Here is a 21,569-nt window from a genome sequence, read left to right on the forward strand (position 1 = left end):
CCACATTTAGGGTAAGATTAATCTGGGTCATATTCATCCTCCATTACATTTTTTCTTGGTCGAAAACATTGTAACATGAGGGTGATATGACCCTTTTTCTATTTACACAATTATATGGACTTTACCCTGCCAGGGCCGAGTCTCCCGACTTATCACTAATTCAGAAAGAATTCCTGGTGATTCGCTTAAAAAAATCTATAAATACCTCTGTTTTCTCAAGAGAGATTATTCCAGCTTTTTTTTAGAATTTTGTGGCTTTCTGTTCCTGCCACTACGCGACTAAACGTCTATATAACATGTAATCCCAGCATGGCAACAGAAGCAAACACTCTGTTTCTTTAAACAAAGAAAGCTCTCTCTCCAAATAAGATAAAAGGGCCCCGACTCCATTTATGTTCTCCAAGCCCCCATAAGAAACTGGAGCAGCAGTTCCAGCATCATCACAACAGAATGTCTCCAGCTCTTAATTAAACTGCCAGTTAACAAAAATTGAAGCGCTATGGGAAAGAATAATGGCAATAAAAAACAAAGGGAACTCCATCATTGTTGGAGGTCCCTTCCTCAATTTACTGAAAGAAAGGGCATCGTCCATCTTAAATAACTTCAAGCCAGTTAGATATTATTTCTCTGATTTTTTCTTCATTAGCTTTAACCTGATATTTGTCAGAAAATTTAAGTATAGCTCTGTCAGCTGCTTTCCATTCTAATAATCCACTTGGATCGGCAATCAGAGGTTCATAAGTCTTTCGTTCTTTTATCTTAGCACCGCAATGAAATATGAGTCGGAAAAATCCTTTTCCTTGAAGATTTAAGGTAATTCGGTCTTCGCCCTCATAACAGAAACTGGGTGCATTCCATTTTATGTGTTCAGTAATATTACGATCAGTGCTTAAGATGATAACTCGAACCTTTTCTATTTCTTCTTTAAGGGGATGTTCTAGGTTTTTCATAAATTCCTGCACCTGTTCAGGGCCAGATAACATCCCTCTTTCAACTGATTTTTTATTTTTTGTCATTATTGCTTACTACCCCCATAGATTTTTTGAAAATTCCGATAAAACAAGTTTACCATAGGGCGTATTGGCAGAGACCACGAATCTTTCAACCATTCTCTTGCTAACCGCTCCCCCGTCCTTTCAGGATTCTTCTGTCACACCACTAAACCGATTGATCCAGCCCTTTAAACGAATGTGATTACTAATGACATTCTAAATGGAGCAGTCTCCCCACCTTTTACCATCCGATTTATGCCCAGGTCCTTTTTTCCTTGCATATTGTCAAAAGTACCAGCCAAGCATAAGTGCCAAGATCATTGGAAGCAGAAAGCTCAGAACCGCAACTCCATCTAATCAGGTTTTTGGATGGTTGATTGCAGGTAGCAGGCATTCGCTTATCCAAGGGCGGGCGGTAAGCCTTCCCGGCACTTTGCGCCAGCAGGGCATCACCTGTCCCGCTGCTCTTAGCACGGAGTCTCTTGCCTTCCACTCCAGTCAACAGATGTTAATAAATCAACATCATACATGAACAAAGCCTTAAATAGTAAAAAAAAGGTTGCTATAAAAGTGTCTTACACATATAATACACTTATAAGTGTATGAACTAAGTGGTACACACAGTTGGAACACGGAGGTGCATAATGAATCAGATTTTCAACAGCCGAGACCCTGTTTATTTGCAGGTCGTACGCTATTTTAAAGAGAAGATTGCAACCGGAGAGCTGCAATCAGGACAGGAAATACCTTCAAGGAGGGAAATAGCAGCCATGCTAAATATTAACCCTAACACCGCTCAAAAGGCTTATAAGGAGATGGAGGAACAGAAGTTAATTTTTACAGAAAGAAATGTGCCAAGCAAAGTGACAAACGATGCTGCTGTTTTAAACAGTGTTCGTGACGAGCTGATTATGGAGGCGGTGGATACGTTTATTGAATCAATTAAGCCCATCCGTGTACCTGTAGAAGAATTAATGCAAATTATCCATGCTAAATATAATCAGGAACCATCGGGGGAATGAAAATGATTGAGGTTAAAAATGTCTCAAAGAAATACGGCCGGAGAACAGTACTGGACGGAGCAGCTTTTGAGGCGGAAAAGGGCGAGATTACATGTTTAATAGGGATGAACGGCGCAGGGAAAACAACCCTGCTAAAGACCATTATGGGCATAACGCCATTTCAGTCAGGGAGCATTCTGATCGACGGGGAAACTATGAGCCCGGCTATGCTTGAGAAGATTACCTACATACCGGATGCTCCGATCATGCAGCCCCGCATGACTATCAGGGAATTCATGGAATTTATGGAAGATTTCTACCCAAACTGGAACCGGGAGCGCGCTTTTGAGCTTCTTCATTTCTTTAAGCTCAGCAAAGGGGAGAAAATCTCAAACCTTTCAAAAGGGAACGCAGCAAAAGCGAGCCTTATGATGGGGCTGGCTTTGGATACAGAATATCTGCTGATGGATGAGCCTTTTTCGGGGATTGACCTGTTCAGCAGGGAACAGATTGCGAGAGTGTTTACGAGCCATTTAATTGACGGACGCGGAGTCATCATTACTACACATGAGATTCAGGATATCCAGCACTTGCTCGATAAGGTCGTTATGCTTGAGAGCGGAAGAGTGGTTAAGCAGTTTAATGCGGAAGAAATGAGAATCAGTGAAGGAAAATCAGTCATTGATGTGATGAGAGAGGTGTATCGCTGATGAAGCCCTTTGTTAAGCTTTTGAACTTCGAAATAAACCGGTTTTCCAGGATTTATCTGGTCTTGATTCTTTTGACGGTAATCTGTCAGTTTACGAGTGTAGCATGGGAATCCAGCAATATGATGGACCGGGCTGAGACGGTTATGCGTGAAAAGGGACTGCAAGCAGATGATTTTCTTAAACAAAGCCAGCCCTTCTATTTTTCAGATATCCACAACAGCCTGTTATTTATGGCGCCTATCGTAATCGGTATTTGCGCTTTGCTGTTTTATAATTTCTTTATTTGGTACAGGGATTGGTTTACCGGCAGCCCCTTCATATACAGACTGCTAATGATCCCGGTATCCAGAATGAAAATCTTTTATGCAAAAACAGCCGCTTTGCTGTTAATGGTTTTCGGTCTGATCGCTTTCCAAATGATTTTGTTTCCGATTGAAGACGGTTTGTTTCATATACTCGTTCCAGGTGAATTTAGGACTTCAGTTTCATACTCTGAAACACTAAAATCAAGTCTTCTATTGTCCTTATTAGTACCTGAAACTTTTTTGGAATTTATCCTTTACTATGGGATAGGAATCATGCTTGTCCTTTTGCTCAACACGTTTATTTTATTTGAACGAAGCTTTAGATGGCTGGGGATTTGCATGGCTTTCGTTTTTGGTCTTGCTGCAGCTTTGATCCTCATGATTCCTTTTTTGCTGAATCAGACGGGAGCTAGACTCTATCCAAGTGAAATTATTTACCTGCAAATTGCAGCCGCAGCGTGTGTAGCCCTGATATCCTTTATGGCAAGCAGATATTTGCTTCAGAAAAAGATTACAGTATAGGGAGCTTAAACTATATGAAAAAATATTGGAAAACAGCGATATTGGCTATTTTGGCAATTGCCGGAATCAGTTCTTTTTACGCACAGTCGGCTTACACGATAAGCCTCCTTCCTGATTTTAAGATAATTCCGGAGAGCGGCAGCACAGATGAGGAGATGGTTGTCTTAGCCGGCTATACAAATGTGATCAGTGGAGAGCCTGATTACGAAGCACAAGAAAACCTGAAAATTACGAATGAGGGTACTATATACGAGAAAGAACTGAATATTTTTGAACGGCAGGACGTAAGGTGGATACCTGAATTTGAAAGGATTCAGCAGAATTATAAAGATTTTATGCGAGGCTATTCCGATGATAACATTTATGAGGATAATCAATGGCTGGCTAAAGCAGCGATTCTTTCAAATGGAGAGGATCGCACACACCGGTTTGAGATAGGAGTTTTAGATAAAAAAACGAAAAAAGAAATGGCCTTTAAGGCTGATGTACCGAATGATGAAAAGGAGTGGATGACGATTGAAGATGTTCAAAGAGTAAACAATGAGATCAAAATACTCGCTCAAAGCATGAATAAGAGTCAGGATCTTATACTTTACACGTTCAGCATTAAAAGCCGTGAACTCGTAAATAAAAAAAGGGTTTCAGGCACTCCTGATCAATTGATGAGAATGAGGACTTTAGGGCAGGTGAACGTTACCCAGCCCAATTCCGGAGTAGTTTATCAAAAAATAAGTACGAAAGAAATTGAAAACAGCGGAGAAGGCATTGGAGAAGAAATTATTTCTGAAGATTACTATTTTTCTGACTACCAGACAGGAAAGGAAGTGAAAATCAAGCTCCCCGTGCCAGCAGGTGATATCCAATTTTCATTGTTCGGGGGATCTTATCTTTATATGATGTCATCTGCAGGAGAGAATTTTTCGGTGCTTCGCTATAACATGAATACTCAAAAAACAGACCGTGAAACGGAAATCCCTGTAAACAGCAAAAATGCTGTCCAGGCCATTCAATTTAAACAGAACACCGTATACTTTTCTTTAAATAAAGGGGTACCCGCTATTAAAGGATACGACTTAAAAACAGGGAAAGAAGTTTATTCCTCAAAAATTTCAAGTGACCGTCATGAATCAAATAAAAAGCTGGAGATTCATAGCATTCAGTTTTTAAAATAGAAAACAAGCACCTCGAGCCGGAGGTGCTTGTTCCTGTTTAACTCTATAAACCAAGTAACTGGAAAGCGCTGGCTAACCGGTTTGTAAATGGCTTACCTTATTTTTTAGAATCGGCAATTGCCTGGGAAAGGGTCGACTTAATATTCGTTTTATCAAACGACAGGCCCAGCTGCATCGCTGTCATTGCAATTTCAGGCCGTATGCCTGAAATCGTTGTTTTTACACCGATTAGATTCAGCGTATCAATCAGCTGGAAAATCTGCTGAGCTACCATTGTATCTACCATAACCACGCCTGAAAGGTCGATATATAAGTGTTCTACTCCTTTTTCGGAGCATTGGGTCAGTGTATTTTCTAGGATGATTTTCGCTCTCGAAGTATCGATATCCCCTACTAACGGAAGGAGGGCATTTTTATTTTCAAGGCTGATAACAGGAGAGCTAAGCTCATAAATCATCTCCTGCTGCGCTTTGAGCTGTCTTTTAGAATTATTTTCAGCTTCTTCCACAAACATCAGGACAGCCGTATCAAATACATCCAGAATCTTGCTCGTCCATCCATCTGCAAGCTCCCAAGACACCTCTGCTTTATGCTGGAGGATGAATTCTTTAATCAGCTTCATATATTGTTTTCTTACACGTTTAAATTCTTTAATCACAATATGATTCGGTGTTTTAATGTGAGCGGAATCTATTGCAATCTTCTGCACCCACTCATAAAAGTCAACGAGAAAAGTTTCCCGCTCCTCGATCAGTATATTAGGTGCTTTCTGGTGGAATTCAAAATTCTGCTCCTTCAGCCCGGCAATTGTCTCGGGGTCTTTCGATCCGTAAACAGTAGAGGGATCGTAATTATCCAATGTATTATACCAGTCCTCAGTCAAATTGCGGGCGTGCTGACTAAAATAATCCCGAAGTGCCTGATTCATATTCATAAGCTTCCCCCTAAATAGATGAACTCTTCTTTATTATTTTACCAGAAAAAAGCAAGAGTTACTTCAAGAAGTTTCTGTGGAGTGAGCTGCCCGCCGTGAAAGGAAAAAGCCTTGCACGTATCCCCGCAAAAATTCGTCCCTCTCCTGAGGGGCTGAGCTCTTTCCGTGCTTGAAGGGGAAGACTTCTTTCGGAGTTCAATTATAAAGGAATCATGGTGAATGTTCTATCAGAATAAGGATTTTTATCCGCACCCTCCTGCTTGGAAGTCTCACCGTCTTTTCCGTTTCAGGAAACTCCCGCTTTTTAAATGAATAAGCAAAGCTGGCAATGTTTTATGAAAAAAGTTAATACTTTAAAATACTAATTTTCTTAATCTATGTTCAGAATTCTGAATTACAGCCGATTTAATAGGTGTAGCAATTATATTAGGGGGCAAACCAGTATGAGATTAAAAGGTAAAGTGAGCATCGTTACAGGCGGTGCTGAAGGAATTGGAAAAGAAACGGCTATCCGTTTAGCCAGCGAAGGCTCTAAGGTGGTTGTCTCAGACTTAAACACAGATCTTGGTGAGGCGGTTGTGAAGGAAATCACAGCAAATGGCGGAGAGGCTCGCTTCACCAAAACAGATGTAACAAAATTTGAAGAAGTGGAAGCACTGGTCAGCTTTGCCGTTGAGACATACGGCTCTGTTGATGTGATGTTCAATAACGCCGGCATTGGAATGAACAAACCGTTTCTGGATCACTCACCGGAGGATTATCATAAAGTTGTGGATGTGAATCAGCATGGTGTCTTTTACGGGATGCTTGCTGCAGCGAGGAAAATGAAAGAATTGGGAACAGGCGGAGTCATTATCAATAATGCGTCCGTGTTTGGTTTCGTCGGCACTCTTGGCATTGCGGGATATCAGGCTGCAAAGGGAGCCGTTGTGATGCTGACTAAGCATGGCGCTCTGGAGCTTGCACCTTACGGAATCCGGGTCGTCGGAGTGGGACCTGCTGCCGTTAATACAAAAATTGTACAAGGATACCGGGATGCAGGACTTCTTGAATACATGGAAAAGCAGCAGCTGACGAGAAAGCTGATTGAACCGGAAGAAATAGCCGCTATCGTCGCGTTCCTTGCGACAGATGAAGCGCGGTCATTAAATGGTTCGGTCGTTATGGCGGATGACGGATTTTCAAGCTTTAAATCAGATATCAGACCATAGCAGAATCGGGGACAAGCAGCATGAAAGCTGCTTGTCTCTTGCAAATTAAATTAAAAGGAGTCTTCACCATGTTAACTGTACAGCAAATGATCGAAGCCGATGTTAAGAAGAAAAATACACTGATGTACATTGCTTTCGCTATCTCGCTAGTTCTTGCTTTAGTAAAATCAATTGGGGCGAATGAAACAGAAACCATCATCCTCTTTGCAGCAGAATTGATTTCCTTTACAGCTGTTTACATCGTATGCCAGAAAACCCTCAAAAAATTCATCCTGTTTCCTTTCATTAGTGTTATTTTAGTCAATGTGTTTACGATGGCAGGTATCTACTTTACGGGCGGGGGCTGGACTGTCATTGTTGTCACCTTCTTTCTTGCCATTTTTGCCGTCGTTCATTTCCACCGGCTTATTTTTGCCATTGGATACTCTCTTGGATTCACAACGATTATTCTGACTGCCCTGTTCGGGGTGAAGGAAGCAGAATCCATTCAGGCTAACCTTGTTACGATCCTATTAGCTTACGTCCTCTCCGGTCTGCTGCTCGGAGTTTTAATTCACTTGAATAAAAAACAAGCCGGGATGATCAGTCAGCTTGTTCTCGATACAGAAGCTCGGGCAGCTGAAGAAAAGAATAAAAGCGACAGGCTAAAAGAGAATATGCAGCAAATTTTAATCAGTGTTTCTGAAGCCAGTGAAAGAATCCAGAGCAACCTGAATGCTCAAAGCGATATGAAGGCTGGGCTGAATGAGATTGCATCAGGCAGCTATCAGCAGACTGAGCAAATCACAAATATCTCACAAAACACATCAGTCTCCCACGAAATGATCAACAAGCTAAGTGCTCAAATGGAAGAGTTGCGAAAAGAAGCGGGAAAAACAGAAACGGTCACGGTAGAGGGTGAAGATACTGTCGCTTATTTCACTAAAGATGTAAAAGAAATTCAGGAAACGATCTCGGATTTAAATCGTTCCTTCCATGTACTCAGTGAAAAGGTTAAAGAAACCAACACCTTCTCTAACAGCATAAAGCAGATTTCCGAGCAGACAAATCTGCTGGCGCTGAATGCCTCCATTGAAGCAGCGCGTGCCGGTGAGGCTGGAAAAGGATTTTCAGTCGTGGCAGAAGAGATACGAAAGCTCGCAGAAATGACGAACCATACAGCAGAAAACATAACGGACAACCTGCTGCAGGTAAATGAGGACAATGTCCAGACCTTGAATAAAATGGAAGAAAGCGAAAAGAAAATCGCCGGTGTACTCGGGTCTTCAGATAAAGTGGTCCAGTATTTTTCCACAATGAAAGATATGATCATCAAAATGAATGAGAATTTTCTTCATACAGGCGCAGTTTACAGCCAGGTAGTGGGTAATAGTTCTGAGGTGGAAAAATCAACTGCAGAGCTTGCTGCAATCATTGAAGAAGCAAGTGCCGGGCTGGAAGAGATGAACGCAGCTGTAGAAACCTTGACGGATGACAATAAGAAAATATCAAACTTAATGAAAGAAACGTCCCTGAAAGCGCAGGAAATCATGAATTCAAATAAAAACCATTAAAAAAAGGAGTCCATCTGGGCTCCTTTTTGCCTGGTATGAAAAAGATGATAGAATAGACAATAACAATCATACTCAGAGAATTGCGGGGATCATTATGAGCGACAATGTAAAAATAGAAATGCTTAATGAAGAGATCAAGATGCTGAATCAAAAAGTCGATGAATGCGAGCAGCTGATAAAGGATTTGTCTGCGCCGATCATACAGTCAATCGTCCCTGAAACAATTTTAATCCCCTTCAACGGTATTCTATATGCAGAACGGTTTGAGGCCATGATTGTAAAAATCATGGATTATACATTCGGCCATAATGTGAATACGGCCGTTATTGATTTTACGGCCATATCAAAAAAAGAGATTCCGGATCTCGTCCAATTTCAAAAGTGTATGGAAAACTTAACAGCTGCTCTAAAGCTAATGGGGGTGCAGGTTCTTTATGTAGGATTTACCCCTGCTGTTACTAAAATTTTAGTAGAATCAAGATTGGATATTCTAAAGGAAATGAAAACATTCTCAAGCTTCAGAACGGCTCTCCAATTTTTAATGAAGGAAAAAGGAATGATTTTTCAAAAAGCCGACCATACATAAGCTTTGAGTCATATACTTTGCTGCGAGGGCAGCAGGTCCGGCTGAAAAATCCTCAGAGAATAAAACGTAAGGGGTTTGATATGAAAAAACTTCAAGATAAACGAATTGTATTCGCAGGACAAAGAAAAGCAGAGGAAATCAGGAAATTAATTGAAAACCATGGGGGAACATTTCTTCACCGTCCGGCTCAAGGCACTGTGTTTTTGAACGATGAACAGCTGGAACGTGATGTGAGGAAAATCATGAGCGGTCATTTTGACTGGATTATTTTCACGACAGGAATGGGAGCGGACGCAATATTAAAGAAGGCGGATGAAATAGGCGAAAAAGATGGGTATCTATCTGCTTTAAAAAGAATGTCCATAGGAATCAGAGGGTACAAAACAGCCCAGTTTCTAAAAAAACTGGACCTCGAGGCTGCGGTCAGAGATGATGATGGCAGCAATGCAGGGTTATTGAGAGAACTAAAAAAACATCATTTCGAGGGGAAGAAAGCAGCTCTGCAGCTTCATGGTGAACAGGCACCGGAATTGACCGGTTTCTTTCATTCAAATAAAGCAGAGTGCGGCGAAATCCAGCCATACCTTCATACATCTCCAGACGAAAAAATAATGGAAAAACTCATTCATGAAATACTCGAGAGAAAAGTAGAAGCTGTTTTCTTTACAAGCAAGCCGCAGGGTAAATTTCTTATGGAATTTGCCCGTGTAAAAGGCGTTGAAGAAAAGATGATCCATGCTTTTTCAACAGATGTCGTGGCTTTGGCTGTCGGGAAAGTAACAGCACAGACTTTACAAGAAACAGGCATTACCCGCCTTGTAGTGCCGGAGCTTGAAAGAATGGGAAGCGCGATTGTGGAGCTGGGAAACTATTATGAAGAGAGCCTTTTATGATTCTTAAATGATCAAGTCATGCGTTTACTAGAGTAAATTATCTAAACAGTCTTAGGACTGTTTTTTTAGTTTCGGGAAGGAACGTCACTGCAGAAGGTTTAATAGTTGATGGAACTGGCCTGGGCAATCAGTTCAAGTCAGCTATCTGCAGGCAGCTGAATATAAAAGACCTATACCAATTTTCTTATTCCTGTTTATCTTCACAAAACTGGGGAAAGGAAAAAGATAGCAAGTTTTATAGTATATGTATAGAGAGGAAGAGGAAAAATTGACCGATACCTTCACAGTAAAGATTAATGGAAAAGAAGCAAAAGCTGCCAAAAACCAATCCGTACTTACCCTCTTGTCCGAATCCTCAGTCGAAGTGCCAAATGTATGCTACCACCCGAGTTTAGGTGCCATCGAAACTTGCGATACGTGCATTGTAAAAGTAAACGGTGAGTTTGTGCGTTCCTGTTCAACGGTTATTAAAGAAGGAGATCAGGTGGACACCGAATTAAAAGAAGTGAAAGAAGCACAAGTGATCGCAATGGATAAAATTTTAACCAACCACGAATTGTACTGTACCGTATGCGACTACAACAACGGCGGATGCGAGGTACATAACACAGTTAAAGAAATGAAAATTAATCATCAAAGCACCCCCTTTGGCCAAAAACCCTATCCAGTAGACAATTCCCACCCTTTTTACCGGTATGATCCAGACCAGTGCATCCTATGCGGTCGCTGCGTGGAGGCATGCCAGAATGTTCAGGTTACAGAAACGCTTACCATTGACTGGGAGAGAGAAAAGCCCCGTGTCATTTGGGACAATGATGTGCCCATCAATGAATCCTCCTGTGTTTCCTGCGGCCACTGTTCCACTGTATGCCCGTGTAATGCAATGATGGAAAATGGGATGGAAGGCGAAGCCGGATATATGACCGGCATTGATAAAGAGACACTCCGTCCAATGATTGAAATCACTAAAAATGTGGAAACCGGCTACGGATCAATCTTAACCATTTCTGATATGGAGGCCTCCATGAGGGAGGAAAGAATCAAAAAGACCAAAACGGTTTGTACATATTGCGGAGTCGGATGCAGTTTCGACGTATGGACAAAGGGACGGGATATTCTGAAGGTAGAACCTCAGGCTGAAGCCCCTGCCAATGGGATCTCTACATGTGTGAAAGGGAAATTCGGCTGGGATTTCGTAAACAGCGAAGAGCGGCTGACTAAACCGCTGATCAGGGAAGGCGACAGCTTCCGCGAAGCAGAATGGGGAGAGGCACTAAACCTGATCGCAGAAAAATTCACATCCATTAAAAATGATCATGGTCCGGATGCACTAAGCTTTATTAGCTCCTCCAAGTGTACAAATGAAGAGTCTTATTTAATGCAAAAGCTTGGAAGAGGGGTTATTGGAACGAATAACATCGACAATTGCTCACGATATTGCCAGACCCCAGCCACGATGGGCCTGTTTAGAACAGTCGGGCATGGAGGAGACGCAGGGGGCATCAAAGATATTGAAAGATCTGAGCTTGTGCTAGTTATCGGATCCAATACATCAGAATCCCACCCTGTACTTGCTACACGGGTAAAGCGGTCTCATAAGCTGAACGAGCAGAAATTAATCGTAGCGGACTTAAGGAAACACGAAATGGCAGAAAGATCGGATTTATTCATAAAACCGAATCCGGGTACAGATATTGTCTGGCTATCAGCGGTTACAAAATACATCGTAGACCAAGGCTGGGCTGACAACACATTCCTTGAAGATAAAGTGAACGGTCTGGAGGATTATGTAAAAACGCTGGAGCCTTATACAATGGAGTATGCTTCAGAAGTAACCGGTATTGAAAAGGAAGATTTAATTAAAACAGCGACAATGATTCATGAAGCTAAAACAGTTTGTGCTTTATGGGCAATGGGGGTAACGCAGCATCTTGGAGGAAGCGATACAAGTACCGCCATTTCCAATCTCCTTCTCGTTACGGGGAATTACGGAAAGCCAGGTGCAGGAGCCTATCCGCTGCGCGGACATAATAATGTCCAGGGAGCCAGTGACTTCGGAAGCATGCCTGACCGTTTTCCAAGCTATGAAAAGGTAACAGATCCTGCGGTACGTGAAAAATATGCACAAGCCTGGGGAGTGGAAATTCCAGCTGAGCCAGGATTGAATAACCATGAAATGATCGCGGCCATTCATGATCAAAAATTAAAAGCTATGTATTTAAAAGGCGAAGATATGGGCGTCGTGGACTCTAATATCAATTATGTGCATGAGGCGTATAACAAGCTGGAATTCTTTGTTGTTCAGGATGTCTTTTTCACCCGCACGGCGCAGTTTGCGGATGTTGTTCTCCCTGCAAGCCCCAGCCTAGAAAAAGAGGGTACATTTACAAATACGGAGCGCAGAATTCAGCGGCTTTATCAAGTACTTGAACCTCTTGGTGATTCTAAGCCGGACTGGCAAATCATCACGGAAATTGCAAACAGGCTTGGAGCAGATTGGAGCTACAGCCATCCAAGTGAAATTATGGCAGAAGCTGCGCAGCTTGCTCCGCTCTTCGCGGGTGTAACCTATGAACGCCTTGAAGGGTACAAAAGCCTTCAGTGGCCTGTTGAGCCTGACGGGAAAGATACTCCGCTGCTGTTCACAGAAGGGTTTCCGTTTCCGGATGGAAAAGCGAGACTGGTTCCGGTCGAGTGGACTCAGCCGCTCACCTACGATCCGGAATATGACGTCCATGTAAACAATGGCCGTTTGCTTGAACACTTCCATGAAGGGAATATGACCTATAAATCTAAAGGCATTTCAAGCAAAACACCTAGAACATTCTTAGAGGTATCCGCAGCATTAGCTGAAGAAAAAGGGTTTGGAACAGGCGCGGTTGTCAGACTGGTATCACCATACGGCCATGTTAAGGTACAAGCTCATGTAACGGACCGGGTACGCGGCAAAGAGGTTTATCTTCCGATGAATGACAACGGAGAAGCAGCCATCAATCTCCTGACAAGCAGCCATGCGGATAAGGACACCGATACTCCTGCTTATAAAGAAGTGAAGGCAAGACTAGAGGTGCTGAATGCGGATGGAGTCGATCCGCTGCCTAAAGTCAATCACCGAAATGGGAATCCTCAGCCAAGAACCGGGGTAGAAGTTCATAAAAAGTGGGCAAGGAAAGATTATGTTTTCCCTGGAGACGCAGTAAGAAAGGGGCGTAAATCCAATGGCTAATGCAATCAATAAGATTAAAAAACTTGAACTGAGCGAAGAGGAGAAACGGAAAAAGGAATTGATGGAGATGCAGGAAGCTTTAGTGGATAACAAGTCCGCCATTCTTGAATCGCTAAAGTTAATGCGCCACATGGAGGATAAGGGAATTCTACCGCTTCTGAACGGATTGGTCGGACAGGGCGACAAAGTTTTGAATGTCTTTGTAAAGGCAACAGACAAAGAAGAAAACACGAATGCCCTGCGTAATCTTCTGTTAATGGTGGGCATGCTGGGCACAATCAATGTTAAAGAGCTCGAACCAATTCTGCTGAAAATGAACCGCGGGATAGAGAGAGTAGCCGAACAAAAAGATACAGACAAGAAAACCGGCCTGTTCGAACTTCTTAAATCGTTAAGAGACCCTGAAGTCAATCGGGCGATAACGCTCATGCTGACTTTCTTAAAAGGTGTAGGAGAAGAAACCGGGCACAAAGAAAAAAATACCGGCCAAGAGTCTGATGAACGCGCTGAGATCAAGAACAGGTAGTCTGCGCATGAAAGACAGGCACTCTTAAAGTGTCTGTCTTTTTACAGCTGCGTATTCTGGTAAAATCCTCCCGCCTGCGTATAGAATGGCAGCGCATTTTATATGATATAATGAAATTAGAGAGGGAGTGTCCTTTTGAAAAACTCGAACAGCCAGTTTCACACCGGAGAAAAGGCAATCATAAAAAAAACAAGAGAGACCGTTACAATTGCGAAATCCCAATATGTAAAACATATGAAGAAGTATTCGTATATTGTGAATGAGAAACCAAGTACATTCTTTTTCGAGGAAGAACTTCAGAAACCTGAATAAGGGTGATTCAAAACAGACAGCTCAGAAGTCGGCTGCCTGTTTTTGTTTTTTAGATGCCATTCTACCTGCCCGGGTTTTAGAAAAGCGCTTTGATTTCATGCTTTTCAAGGTCAAAAAGCATTCGATTATTCCGCCGCCTTGATTTTTTCGGCATTGACTCTTCCAGAGAAAAATACGGCGCCACCGCCCATATCCGCAAGCCGGTCAGGCGTTAACGAATTAACGAGATGCTTCGTTCCGGGAACGTCCGCCCATAATCCCTGGCTCACTAAAACACCCGGAAGCACACTTTGTCCAATCGAAGCAGTGAGCTCACACTCACCCCTGTGATTCCATATACGGACAGAATCACCTTCAGAAATGCCCAGTCTTTCTGCATCCTGTTCATTCATGTGAAGACGCGGTTCCTTTTCTAAAACCATATGCTTAGCCGAATGGCTGAACGTTGAGTTCAAGAAGTTATGATTCGGCCCGGGGACAAATAAAAACGGCCAATCACCCTCTGGTACAAGAGGAGTATAGTCTGGCAAAGCTGGAAACCCATCATTCTTCATCTGTTTGGAGTACAGCTCGATTTTTCCGCTCGGTGTTTCAAGTCTGCCGGGAAAAAGCGGTTTTACATCCGCTTTAACAAAATGATGCTGCTCAAGCTGTTCATAGCTGATTCCCTTTAAGCAGGGGTTTTCTGAATGGTCCACTGCCTGCTGAATCAGTTCTTTTTCTGTGATCTGGAATAAAGAAGAATCCATATTAAATGCATCAGCGAGCAGCCGGAAGACCTCAGCGTTAGACTTTGATTCCCCGTACTTATCAATCACCGGATGCTGAATTTGCATATAGTGGTGCCAATAAGAAGTATAGAAATCGGTATTTTCAAAGGATGAAGATGCGGGTAAAATCAAGTCCGCATACTTGGCGGTCTCCGTCATAAACAGCTCGTGCACAACAGTAAACAAATTCTCCCGGGCCAGCCCTTTTCTTACCTTGTTGCTTTCAGGCGCAACAAGTGCCGGATTGCTGTTATAAACAAAAAGAGAGCGAATGGGCGGGTCCAGTTCCAATAAGGCAGATCCAATCTCATTCATGTTAATCGTCCTCGTATTTTTCTTCTCAAGCAAATCCGTTCGGATTAACGCTGCGCTATTGTGCTGCAAATAACCGGAATTTCCTTTAATCGCACCCCCGCCTTTATGCAGCCATTGGCCTGTTAAAGCGGGAAGACAGGCAATTGTCCGGACATTCATTCCGCCATTATCATGGTGCTGAATGCCATTTCCAATCCGAATAAAGGAAGGTGTTGTTTTTCCATACATTCTAGCAAGTCTTTGAATATCATCTGCAGGGATACCGGTTATGCGGGCGACGGTAACAGGATCGTATGAGAGCACGTGTTTTTTCAGTTCTTCACTTCCAGCTGTATACTTGGCGAGAAAATCATGGTCTGTTAAATTCTCCTTAAAAAGCACATGCATGATAGCCAGAGCCAGTGCGCTGTCCGTCCCGGGCTGAATAGGGATAAACCAATCTGCCATACGGCCGGTCTGATTTTTATGAACATCGATCACCACAATTTTCGCACCCTTTTTACGTGCTTTTTGCGCCAATGTGATTTGATGCATATTGGTACTTACCGCATTGATTCCCCAGAAAATGATGAGTTTTGAATGAACAGTATTCTCAGGATCAATGCCGAAGCCGCCTCCCATTGTATAGTGATATCCGACAGCACCCGCTGCGGAACATATCGAACGGTTTAAAAGGCTTGCCCCCAGCTTGTGAAAAAAACGGCGGTCTAATGATTCCGAAGATAAAAGCCCCATGTTCCCATAAAAGCTGTAAGGCAGGATACTCTCGGGACCATTTGCTTCAATGAGACTTGTCCAGCGGGAGTGAATGGTATCAATTGCCTCATTCCAGCTGATTCTCTCAAATCGGCCTTCTCCTTTTTCTCCCGTCCTTTTCATCGGATACATGAGCCGTTTTGGATCGTAAAGCCGCTCTGCCATATGCCGTACCTTATTGCAAATGCTGCCCTGAGTTACTGGGTGATCTCCGTCTCCCGTCACCCTTACAATTTTCCCGTTCACCTTATGCACAAGAAGTCCGCACTGGTCCGGGCAATCCAATGAACAAACCGATTTGAAAATTCCATCAGGCTGATGCACATATGATTTCATATTTGGTCCTCCCTGCAGCGTGCTATTCTTTTCATTGTAAAGAATTTGAATATTCTTTACAAATACAAGAAAATACATATATAAAGCAACAATACGAAAATTTCTGCCGTTAAACAATCGAGGGCTAAACACAACCCCAAAAAAGGAGATGGAATCATGAATAAAGCAGCATCGCTCATCATGGCCGCAGGCTTAGCTTTCAGCGCAGCAGGCTGTCAGGCCGCTGCATCTTCATCAGAGGCAGATGCACCACTTAAGCAGAAAGAAAGCAAACCAAAAGCTACTTCGGCAGCAAAAACAGAAAACGAGCCGCCAGCTGCCAATCCGCCAGCCGAAACTCCAGCCGCCTCTCAACCAGCTGGGAAGGGAAAGGTATCCTCCAACTCTTCAGATGAATCGGCTAATGGTGTAAAAATAGTCAAGCACACATATAAGGATACGCCAGTAGAGTATGCACAGGTAAGCGGTTTGAGCAGCCGGGAAGCGGAGAAAGCCATTAACGGACAGCTGCTTGCAGAGGCAAAGGAAAACAGCCTTCAGTATCTAAAATTGATGCAGAAAGAAGAGAAGCATAAAGAAGACTGGGAAAAAGATGGGAAACCATATGAATGGACCCCATATGAATTTAAGACCACATACAAGGTATCCTTTAACAAAAATCATTTGCTCAGCATCATCTCCTATGACTACCAGTACGAAGGCGGGGCTCACGGAAGCACCATTGCCAAAACGATGAATTTTAATGTAAAAGATGGATCCGCGTTTAAGCTTCTGGATGTTATAAAAAATAAAAAGGAAGCAGTCAAAAACTACGCGGTGGCAGAGTTAACTGCTCAATCTGAGGAAGAAAATTCAATGATTTTCAAGGATACATTAAAAGACATCGAGATCAGCAACGACAGAGCCTGGACATTTGAGGAGAACGGTTTAACACTCATTTTTCAGCAATATGAGATCGCTGCCTATGCAGGGGGAATGCCGGAAGTGTCAGTACCTCTATCCGTCTATCAATAAGAATGGCTGAAATCCCCTGCTCAGCAGGGGATTATGACTTGCCTGTTGAATAGGAGATAGAGATGAGAGGAGCTGTGAAAAATGAATCACACGAAACCTGTACACAACCAGATGAACGGAGTATTTGTCCACGTAGCGAATCTGAAAAAATCAGTTCAATGGTACGCTGAGCTGCTTGGACTAAAAATTGATTTAGAAACAGTACGATCCCCTGTATACAATATTCCAGTTGCCGGAACCACGTCTCTGACTTTGGATGATCACAGCTTTGACCCGCATTTCGTACATAATCCAGGCACAAACCCAATCTTCAACTTCTACGCCCCGGATATAGAAGCTGCGCTTACCTTTATTCACGGGCTTGGAATAGAAATAGTGAGAGATCTAGAATGGGCTGGAGAAACAGCCTGGTTTCATATAAAGGATCCAGATGGGAATGTAATGATGATTTGTAATTGCTAATGCTGCTGCGATGCATTGGACGGGTGTCTGTGCAGTCACTGCTCCTGCTCTATTGGCAGGGCGAGACCCCGCAGACGCATGAAAATATACGGAACAATAAATGCTCAGAGCACTGCTCTGAGCATAATTTGCATCTTCTTTGGGCGGGACATGGGCAATACCTATACTAAGCCTTATCAGGGCAGGACTTGTGCAAATGAGTGCCGGAGCTTCAGTGTTTTAGCAGAGCCAGCGTCTGGGCAGATAGAGCAGGCATGTCAATCTTTGAAACAGACTCACCCCTTACGAATACGTCGGCTTTTCCGTTAAAGCTCACTTGCCGGGCAAAAGAATAAGAACATCTCCATTCGCCGCATCAAGGTTCATCTTTGTCTCGTGATACATGCCTTCTGTCCAATTTCTCAGCTGATTGCTGTACCATTCGCTTCTAAAATGACCGGACTGGCCCGGGCTATTGCTGTGATAAGCCTTCGAGAGGTCAGACAAATCAGCCACAAAGCGCCATGGTGCTCCGTGATCGACGGTTCCATCTGCTTTATAGGCTGCTGCCTGTACCGTTACCTGGCTGCCCCCGGCTGGAATCGGCTTTTGACTGTTAAACACCCATTGCAGAACAGGTGAAGCCGATGATAGGGGGTGAGCAAAGTATACGCGGTGATAGTTTCCCCATTTCCATCCGGAGCGTTCATCCCCGTAGCGATCCCTTACATCAGCCATTACTTTTTTCAGCGTATGCTGAAGCACTTGCTCCAAACCGCCTTTATTTTCAATCCATACAGACTTTTCTCCATTTAAAGCTTTCCGGAGCAGTTCATCTGTTGCTTGCTGTTTTCCACGGAATAATTCATTCATTTCTTTAGGGATTTTCTCACTGAAAAGGTGCTTGGGCAGTTCCTTCATCCACAGATGAAAAATGAGTGGAGCTGCAAAATCCTTGTTGTCCTCATAATTCCACTCTTCTAAAACAGCGAGAGCTTCTTTTTCTTCAGCAGTCAGGTTCTGCTTTTTTAGGACAGTAAGGAATTCAGGAACGAATTCTGCAGCATAGAGGTTTTTCTGATCCATTTGCAGCTCTTTCATATCCTCTGCAGAAAGCTCATCCTTGCTCGTTAAAAACTCTTCAATTCTTTTATAACGGTAGGGCTGTGCCCATTGATGGCTGATATGGTAAGGATAGCTGTCGTCAATGACCTTATTATTGGCCGTCGCTAAAAATCCTTCATCGGGATTGACACTGCGCGGAAGCTTATCCCATGGGATAAATCCAGTCCATTCATATTCATCCGTCCACCCTGGCACAGGCAGGAGACCGTCCCCTTTTTTCCGGATTGGAATTTTCCCGTTTGCTTTATAAGCGATCGTTCCGTCTTCACTGGCAAACACAAAGTTCTGAGTGGGAACATGAAAGTCTTCCAAAGCCTTTTCAAATTCGCCCCAATCTTTTGAACGGTTCATTTCAAGAACAGCCTGCAGCTCCGTGCTCGGCATTAAAGCCGTCCATTTCATCGCAAGGACGGTATCCTTTTTCTGATCGAGCGAGAATTCAGACATAACCGGACCATGTCTTGTTTCAGTCACTGTATAAAGAATGGTTTCCCCGCCTTTTACAGCGATGGGTTCATCGATAATTTCCGCTTTTTCATAGCTGCCGTTGTAAAGAAATTCCTCGGGATTATCCGGATTCCGCTTCTCGATATATAGATCCTGGACATCCGGGCCTGTATTCGTTACCCCCCAGGCTATCTTTTCGTTATGTCCGAGAATGATTCCCGGAACTCCAGCAAAAATGACGCCGCTCACATTTTGGGAAGGAGAGGTTAAGTGCATTTGATACCAAATGGACGGGGTGGCAAGACCGAGGTGGGGATCATCTGCGAGCAGCGGCTTGCCTGTTGTGGTCTTCTTTCCGCTCACTACCCAGTTGTTGCTCCCGTTAAATTCCCGGGGCAGCACCGCGTGCGCTAGACTTTCTTCTATATTGATCTCCAGATCCTTATAGGCGGCCAGGATCGTTGGAGCGTCTTTAGGATAGCTTGGATAAAGCTCCGTGGCTTCTTCTTTAGTCAGATACTCGGCTGCCCAGTAACGGAAGGCCTGATCCTCCCAGTGTCCGCCAAGGTCAAAGGCCATATATTTTCCTATTGTCAGAGAGTCAAGCGGTGTCCACTCTTCAGGCTCATATCCTAAAAGAGTAAACTCCAAAGGCAGCTTCCCTTCTTTTTGTGCATCCTTTATATACGTGTTGACTCCATCTGCAAACCACTGCAGCACTTTTAGTGATTCAGCATCATAGGCAGAAAGCGAGGCTTCAGCAGCCCGCCTCAAACCCAGTGTCCGGAAAAATTTGTCCCGGTTCACCGTGGCTTCACCGACGACTTCGCTCAATCGGCCCGAGGCCTGTCTTCTGCTTAAATCCATCTGAAAAAGACGGTCCTGGGCCTGCACATACCCTTGAGCCATATATAAATCCTGATCACTTTCCGCTTTTATATGCGGAACTCCCTGCTCATCACGAGTGACAGACGTTTCTTTTAATAAACCGGGAATTGTAATTTCTCCCGCTATAACTGGCAGGCTTGATTTGGTGTAAACGTTTACAAAAATCCCGGCTGTGATGAGTGTAAAAACTAAAATGAAACTGGTGATAAGAAACGCTTTTTTTCTCGCCGCTCTCTTTCTAAACCCAGGCTGAATTGTTGGTTCCATCCCCTTTTCCCCCTTGATCTATAGGTCTATAGTTCATTTATATAGGAAAAGGGACTGGATAGCACGAATTATTTAACAGAAAAATCAAAAAAATAAGGCTTTTGGAGAAAAAGCGACAATCACGTTCAGATTGAGCGGTTGTAAATCACATAAAAGCAGATGGAATTCATTCTCATAGGCGGGAAACCCAATGGTTTCCTCATGGGGGATGTATGGCGGTGTTTCATCCTGATCATTTTAGGGTGTGACTGACTTCTCCCAATCTTCCTGAATCAAATCATCATTTAAAGCTACTCCCGCTTCATATCCTTCTCCTGCTGCACCTATGAGAGAGGTAAAGGCATTTTTAGCATCACCGATAACTAAAAGGCCTGCTGCTTCGGTTAAGCCGTGGCGAAGGGTTTCATAGCCTCCATTATTCTTTAAGCGGATGCCGAGCTGATCGGGGAGGCGGGCAGACTGGTGCTGGCCGGAGTTCTTTATAAAACCAAACTCACGTTGAATTTCCTCTCCATTCTTCAGAACAACGGATTTTAACATGCCTTTTTCAGACATAAGTCCGGCAATGGCTGTTTCTATTATACGGATACCGTGCTCTTCCAGTTCTTTTTTTTGATTGGCAGAAAGATGGTCATCACCATTTGTAAAAACGATTAAATCCTTACTCCAATTCCAAATGACGGATGCAAACTTAACTAAATTTTCCCCCTGTCCAAATACTGCCATAGGTCTGCTTTGAAGCTCATACCCGTCACAGTAAGGACACATAAAAATGGATTTGCCGTAGGCATCGGCAAGTCCTGGAATATCAGGCAGGTCATCCTTCATCCCTGTTGCGATAATAACCTTTCTGCTATATACAGCTAGACCGCTCCTAGTGGAGGCAAGGAACAGTTTTCCCGCTTTTTCAATGGATTCCACACAATCCTGTTCAAAGTGCACATAATCATATTGAGAGATTTGCTCCCTGGCAAGCTGTCTTAGCTTCATCGGTTCGATTCCATCTCTAGTAAGAAATCCATGTGATTGCCTGACGACAGCATTTCTCGGCTTTTCGTCATCAATCAGCAAAACAGACCGCCTGGCCCGTCCAAGAACCAAAGCCGCACTAAGTCCTGAAGGGCCCCCGCCGGCTATTAAAACATCGACTTTTCTGGTTGCCATGTATTCTCCTCCAATCCAAAGCTCTTGCTAGTTTTAATCTTTTCCTTTTTATTTAAAATGAAACATTTACTGGAAATGATGGCAGCTTCCAAGCCCTTTAAAC

18 protein-coding genes are annotated in these 21,569 nt (G+C 43.4%); 13 read left to right on the forward strand and 5 right to left on the reverse strand.

Annotation, left to right across the window (positions count from 1 at the left end):
• Nucleotides 1–593: 593 nt before the first annotated feature.
• Entirely contained in the window at nucleotides 594–1,016 is a 423-nt protein-coding gene (locus ACQCVE_RS18425; RefSeq protein ID WP_426842520.1) for a DUF1801 domain-containing protein, read from the reverse strand.
• Between the two features lie 620 nt (nucleotides 1,017–1,636).
• On the opposite strand from ACQCVE_RS18425, the gene ACQCVE_RS18430 reads away from it, so the two are divergent.
• The 4 genes from ACQCVE_RS18430 to ACQCVE_RS18445 are packed head-to-tail and all read left to right on the forward strand — an operon-like array spanning nucleotide 1,637 to nucleotide 4,702.
• Complete coding sequence (locus ACQCVE_RS18430; RefSeq protein ID WP_426863598.1) at nucleotides 1,637–2,014, forward strand: GntR family transcriptional regulator; 378 nt, start codon at nucleotides 1,637–1,639, stop codon at nucleotides 2,012–2,014.
• Between the two features lie 2 nt (nucleotides 2,015–2,016).
• A complete protein-coding gene (locus tag ACQCVE_RS18435; RefSeq protein ID WP_426863599.1) occupies nucleotides 2,017–2,703 on the forward strand; it encodes an ATP-binding cassette domain-containing protein in 687 nt (228 codons plus the stop codon).
• Nucleotides 2,703–3,530, forward strand: a complete 828-nt coding sequence (locus ACQCVE_RS18440) for a hypothetical protein (RefSeq protein WP_426863600.1) — start codon at nucleotides 2,703–2,705, stop codon at nucleotides 3,528–3,530. The genes ACQCVE_RS18435 and ACQCVE_RS18440 overlap by 1 nt, the downstream gene beginning before the upstream one ends.
• A 14-nt stretch (nucleotides 3,531–3,544) precedes the next feature.
• Complete coding sequence (locus tag ACQCVE_RS18445; protein ID WP_426863601.1) at nucleotides 3,545–4,702, forward strand: hypothetical protein; 1,158 nt, start codon at nucleotides 3,545–3,547, stop codon at nucleotides 4,700–4,702.
• A gap of 97 nt (nucleotides 4,703–4,799) precedes the next feature.
• On the opposite strand, the gene ACQCVE_RS18450 is transcribed toward ACQCVE_RS18445, so the two are convergent.
• Nucleotides 4,800–5,636, reverse strand: a complete 837-nt coding sequence (locus tag ACQCVE_RS18450) for an STAS domain-containing protein (RefSeq protein WP_426842515.1) — start codon at nucleotides 5,634–5,636, stop codon at nucleotides 4,800–4,802.
• Nucleotides 5,637–6,079: 443 nt separating this feature from the next.
• On the opposite strand from ACQCVE_RS18450, the gene ACQCVE_RS18455 reads away from it, so the two are divergent.
• The 7 genes from ACQCVE_RS18455 (at nucleotide 6,080) to ACQCVE_RS18485 (ending at nucleotide 13,943) form a co-directional block, all read left to right on the forward strand.
• Nucleotides 6,080–6,847: an SDR family NAD(P)-dependent oxidoreductase gene (locus tag ACQCVE_RS18455; RefSeq protein ID WP_426842514.1), complete on the forward strand. Its 768-nt coding sequence runs from the start codon at nucleotides 6,080–6,082 to the stop codon at nucleotides 6,845–6,847.
• A 68-nt stretch (nucleotides 6,848–6,915) separates the two neighbouring features.
• On the forward strand, nucleotides 6,916–8,400 hold the full coding sequence (locus ACQCVE_RS18460) for a methyl-accepting chemotaxis protein (protein WP_426863602.1): 1,485 nt from the start codon (nucleotides 6,916–6,918) through the stop codon (nucleotides 8,398–8,400).
• A 94-nt stretch (nucleotides 8,401–8,494) separates the two neighbouring features.
• A complete protein-coding gene (locus ACQCVE_RS18465) occupies nucleotides 8,495–8,986 on the forward strand; it encodes an STAS domain-containing protein (RefSeq protein ID WP_426863603.1) in 492 nt (163 codons plus the stop codon).
• Between the two features lie 80 nt (nucleotides 8,987–9,066).
• Nucleotides 9,067–9,879: a uroporphyrinogen-III synthase gene (locus tag ACQCVE_RS18470; RefSeq protein WP_426863604.1), complete on the forward strand. Its 813-nt coding sequence runs from the start codon at nucleotides 9,067–9,069 to the stop codon at nucleotides 9,877–9,879.
• Between the two features lie 244 nt (nucleotides 9,880–10,123).
• A complete protein-coding gene (gene fdhF, locus ACQCVE_RS18475) occupies nucleotides 10,124–13,105 on the forward strand; it encodes a formate dehydrogenase subunit alpha (protein WP_426863605.1) in 2,982 nt (993 codons plus the stop codon).
• A complete protein-coding gene (locus tag ACQCVE_RS18480) occupies nucleotides 13,098–13,631 on the forward strand; it encodes a DUF1641 domain-containing protein (protein WP_426863606.1) in 534 nt (177 codons plus the stop codon). The genes fdhF and ACQCVE_RS18480 overlap by 8 nt, the downstream gene beginning before the upstream one ends.
• A gap of 135 nt (nucleotides 13,632–13,766) precedes the next feature.
• Nucleotides 13,767–13,943, forward strand: a complete 177-nt coding sequence (locus ACQCVE_RS18485) for a hypothetical protein (RefSeq protein WP_426842508.1) — start codon at nucleotides 13,767–13,769, stop codon at nucleotides 13,941–13,943.
• A 125-nt stretch (nucleotides 13,944–14,068) separates the two neighbouring features.
• Here the strand turns inward: ACQCVE_RS18485 and ACQCVE_RS18490 are convergent, their stop codons facing one another.
• A complete protein-coding gene (locus ACQCVE_RS18490; RefSeq protein ID WP_426863607.1) occupies nucleotides 14,069–16,120 on the reverse strand; it encodes a molybdopterin-containing oxidoreductase family protein in 2,052 nt (683 codons plus the stop codon).
• Between the two features lie 156 nt (nucleotides 16,121–16,276).
• On the opposite strand from ACQCVE_RS18490, the gene ACQCVE_RS18495 reads away from it, so the two are divergent.
• Together ACQCVE_RS18495 and ACQCVE_RS18500 are read left to right on the forward strand one after the other, a co-directional pair.
• Nucleotides 16,277–17,134, forward strand: coding sequence for a DUF3298 and DUF4163 domain-containing protein (locus ACQCVE_RS18495; protein ID WP_426863608.1), 858 nt, complete (start codon nucleotides 16,277–16,279; stop codon nucleotides 17,132–17,134).
• 81 nt (nucleotides 17,135–17,215) lie between these two features.
• Nucleotides 17,216–17,596: a VOC family protein gene (locus ACQCVE_RS18500; RefSeq protein WP_426863609.1), complete on the forward strand. Its 381-nt coding sequence runs from the start codon at nucleotides 17,216–17,218 to the stop codon at nucleotides 17,594–17,596.
• A gap of 312 nt (nucleotides 17,597–17,908) precedes the next feature.
• Here the strand turns inward: ACQCVE_RS18500 and ACQCVE_RS18505 are convergent, their stop codons facing one another.
• Complete coding sequence (locus ACQCVE_RS18505) at nucleotides 17,909–20,302, reverse strand: penicillin acylase family protein (RefSeq protein ID WP_426863610.1); 2,394 nt, start codon at nucleotides 20,300–20,302, stop codon at nucleotides 17,909–17,911.
• Nucleotides 20,303–20,539: 237 nt separating this feature from the next.
• Complete coding sequence (locus ACQCVE_RS18510) at nucleotides 20,540–21,466, reverse strand: NAD(P)/FAD-dependent oxidoreductase (protein ID WP_426863611.1); 927 nt, start codon at nucleotides 21,464–21,466, stop codon at nucleotides 20,540–20,542.
• Between the last annotated feature and the right edge of the window lie 103 nt (nucleotides 21,467–21,569).

The sequence above is a fragment of the Metabacillus sp. 113a genome (assembly GCF_050107635.1).
Lineage (GTDB): Bacteria > Bacillota > Bacilli > Bacillales > Bacillaceae > Metabacillus_B.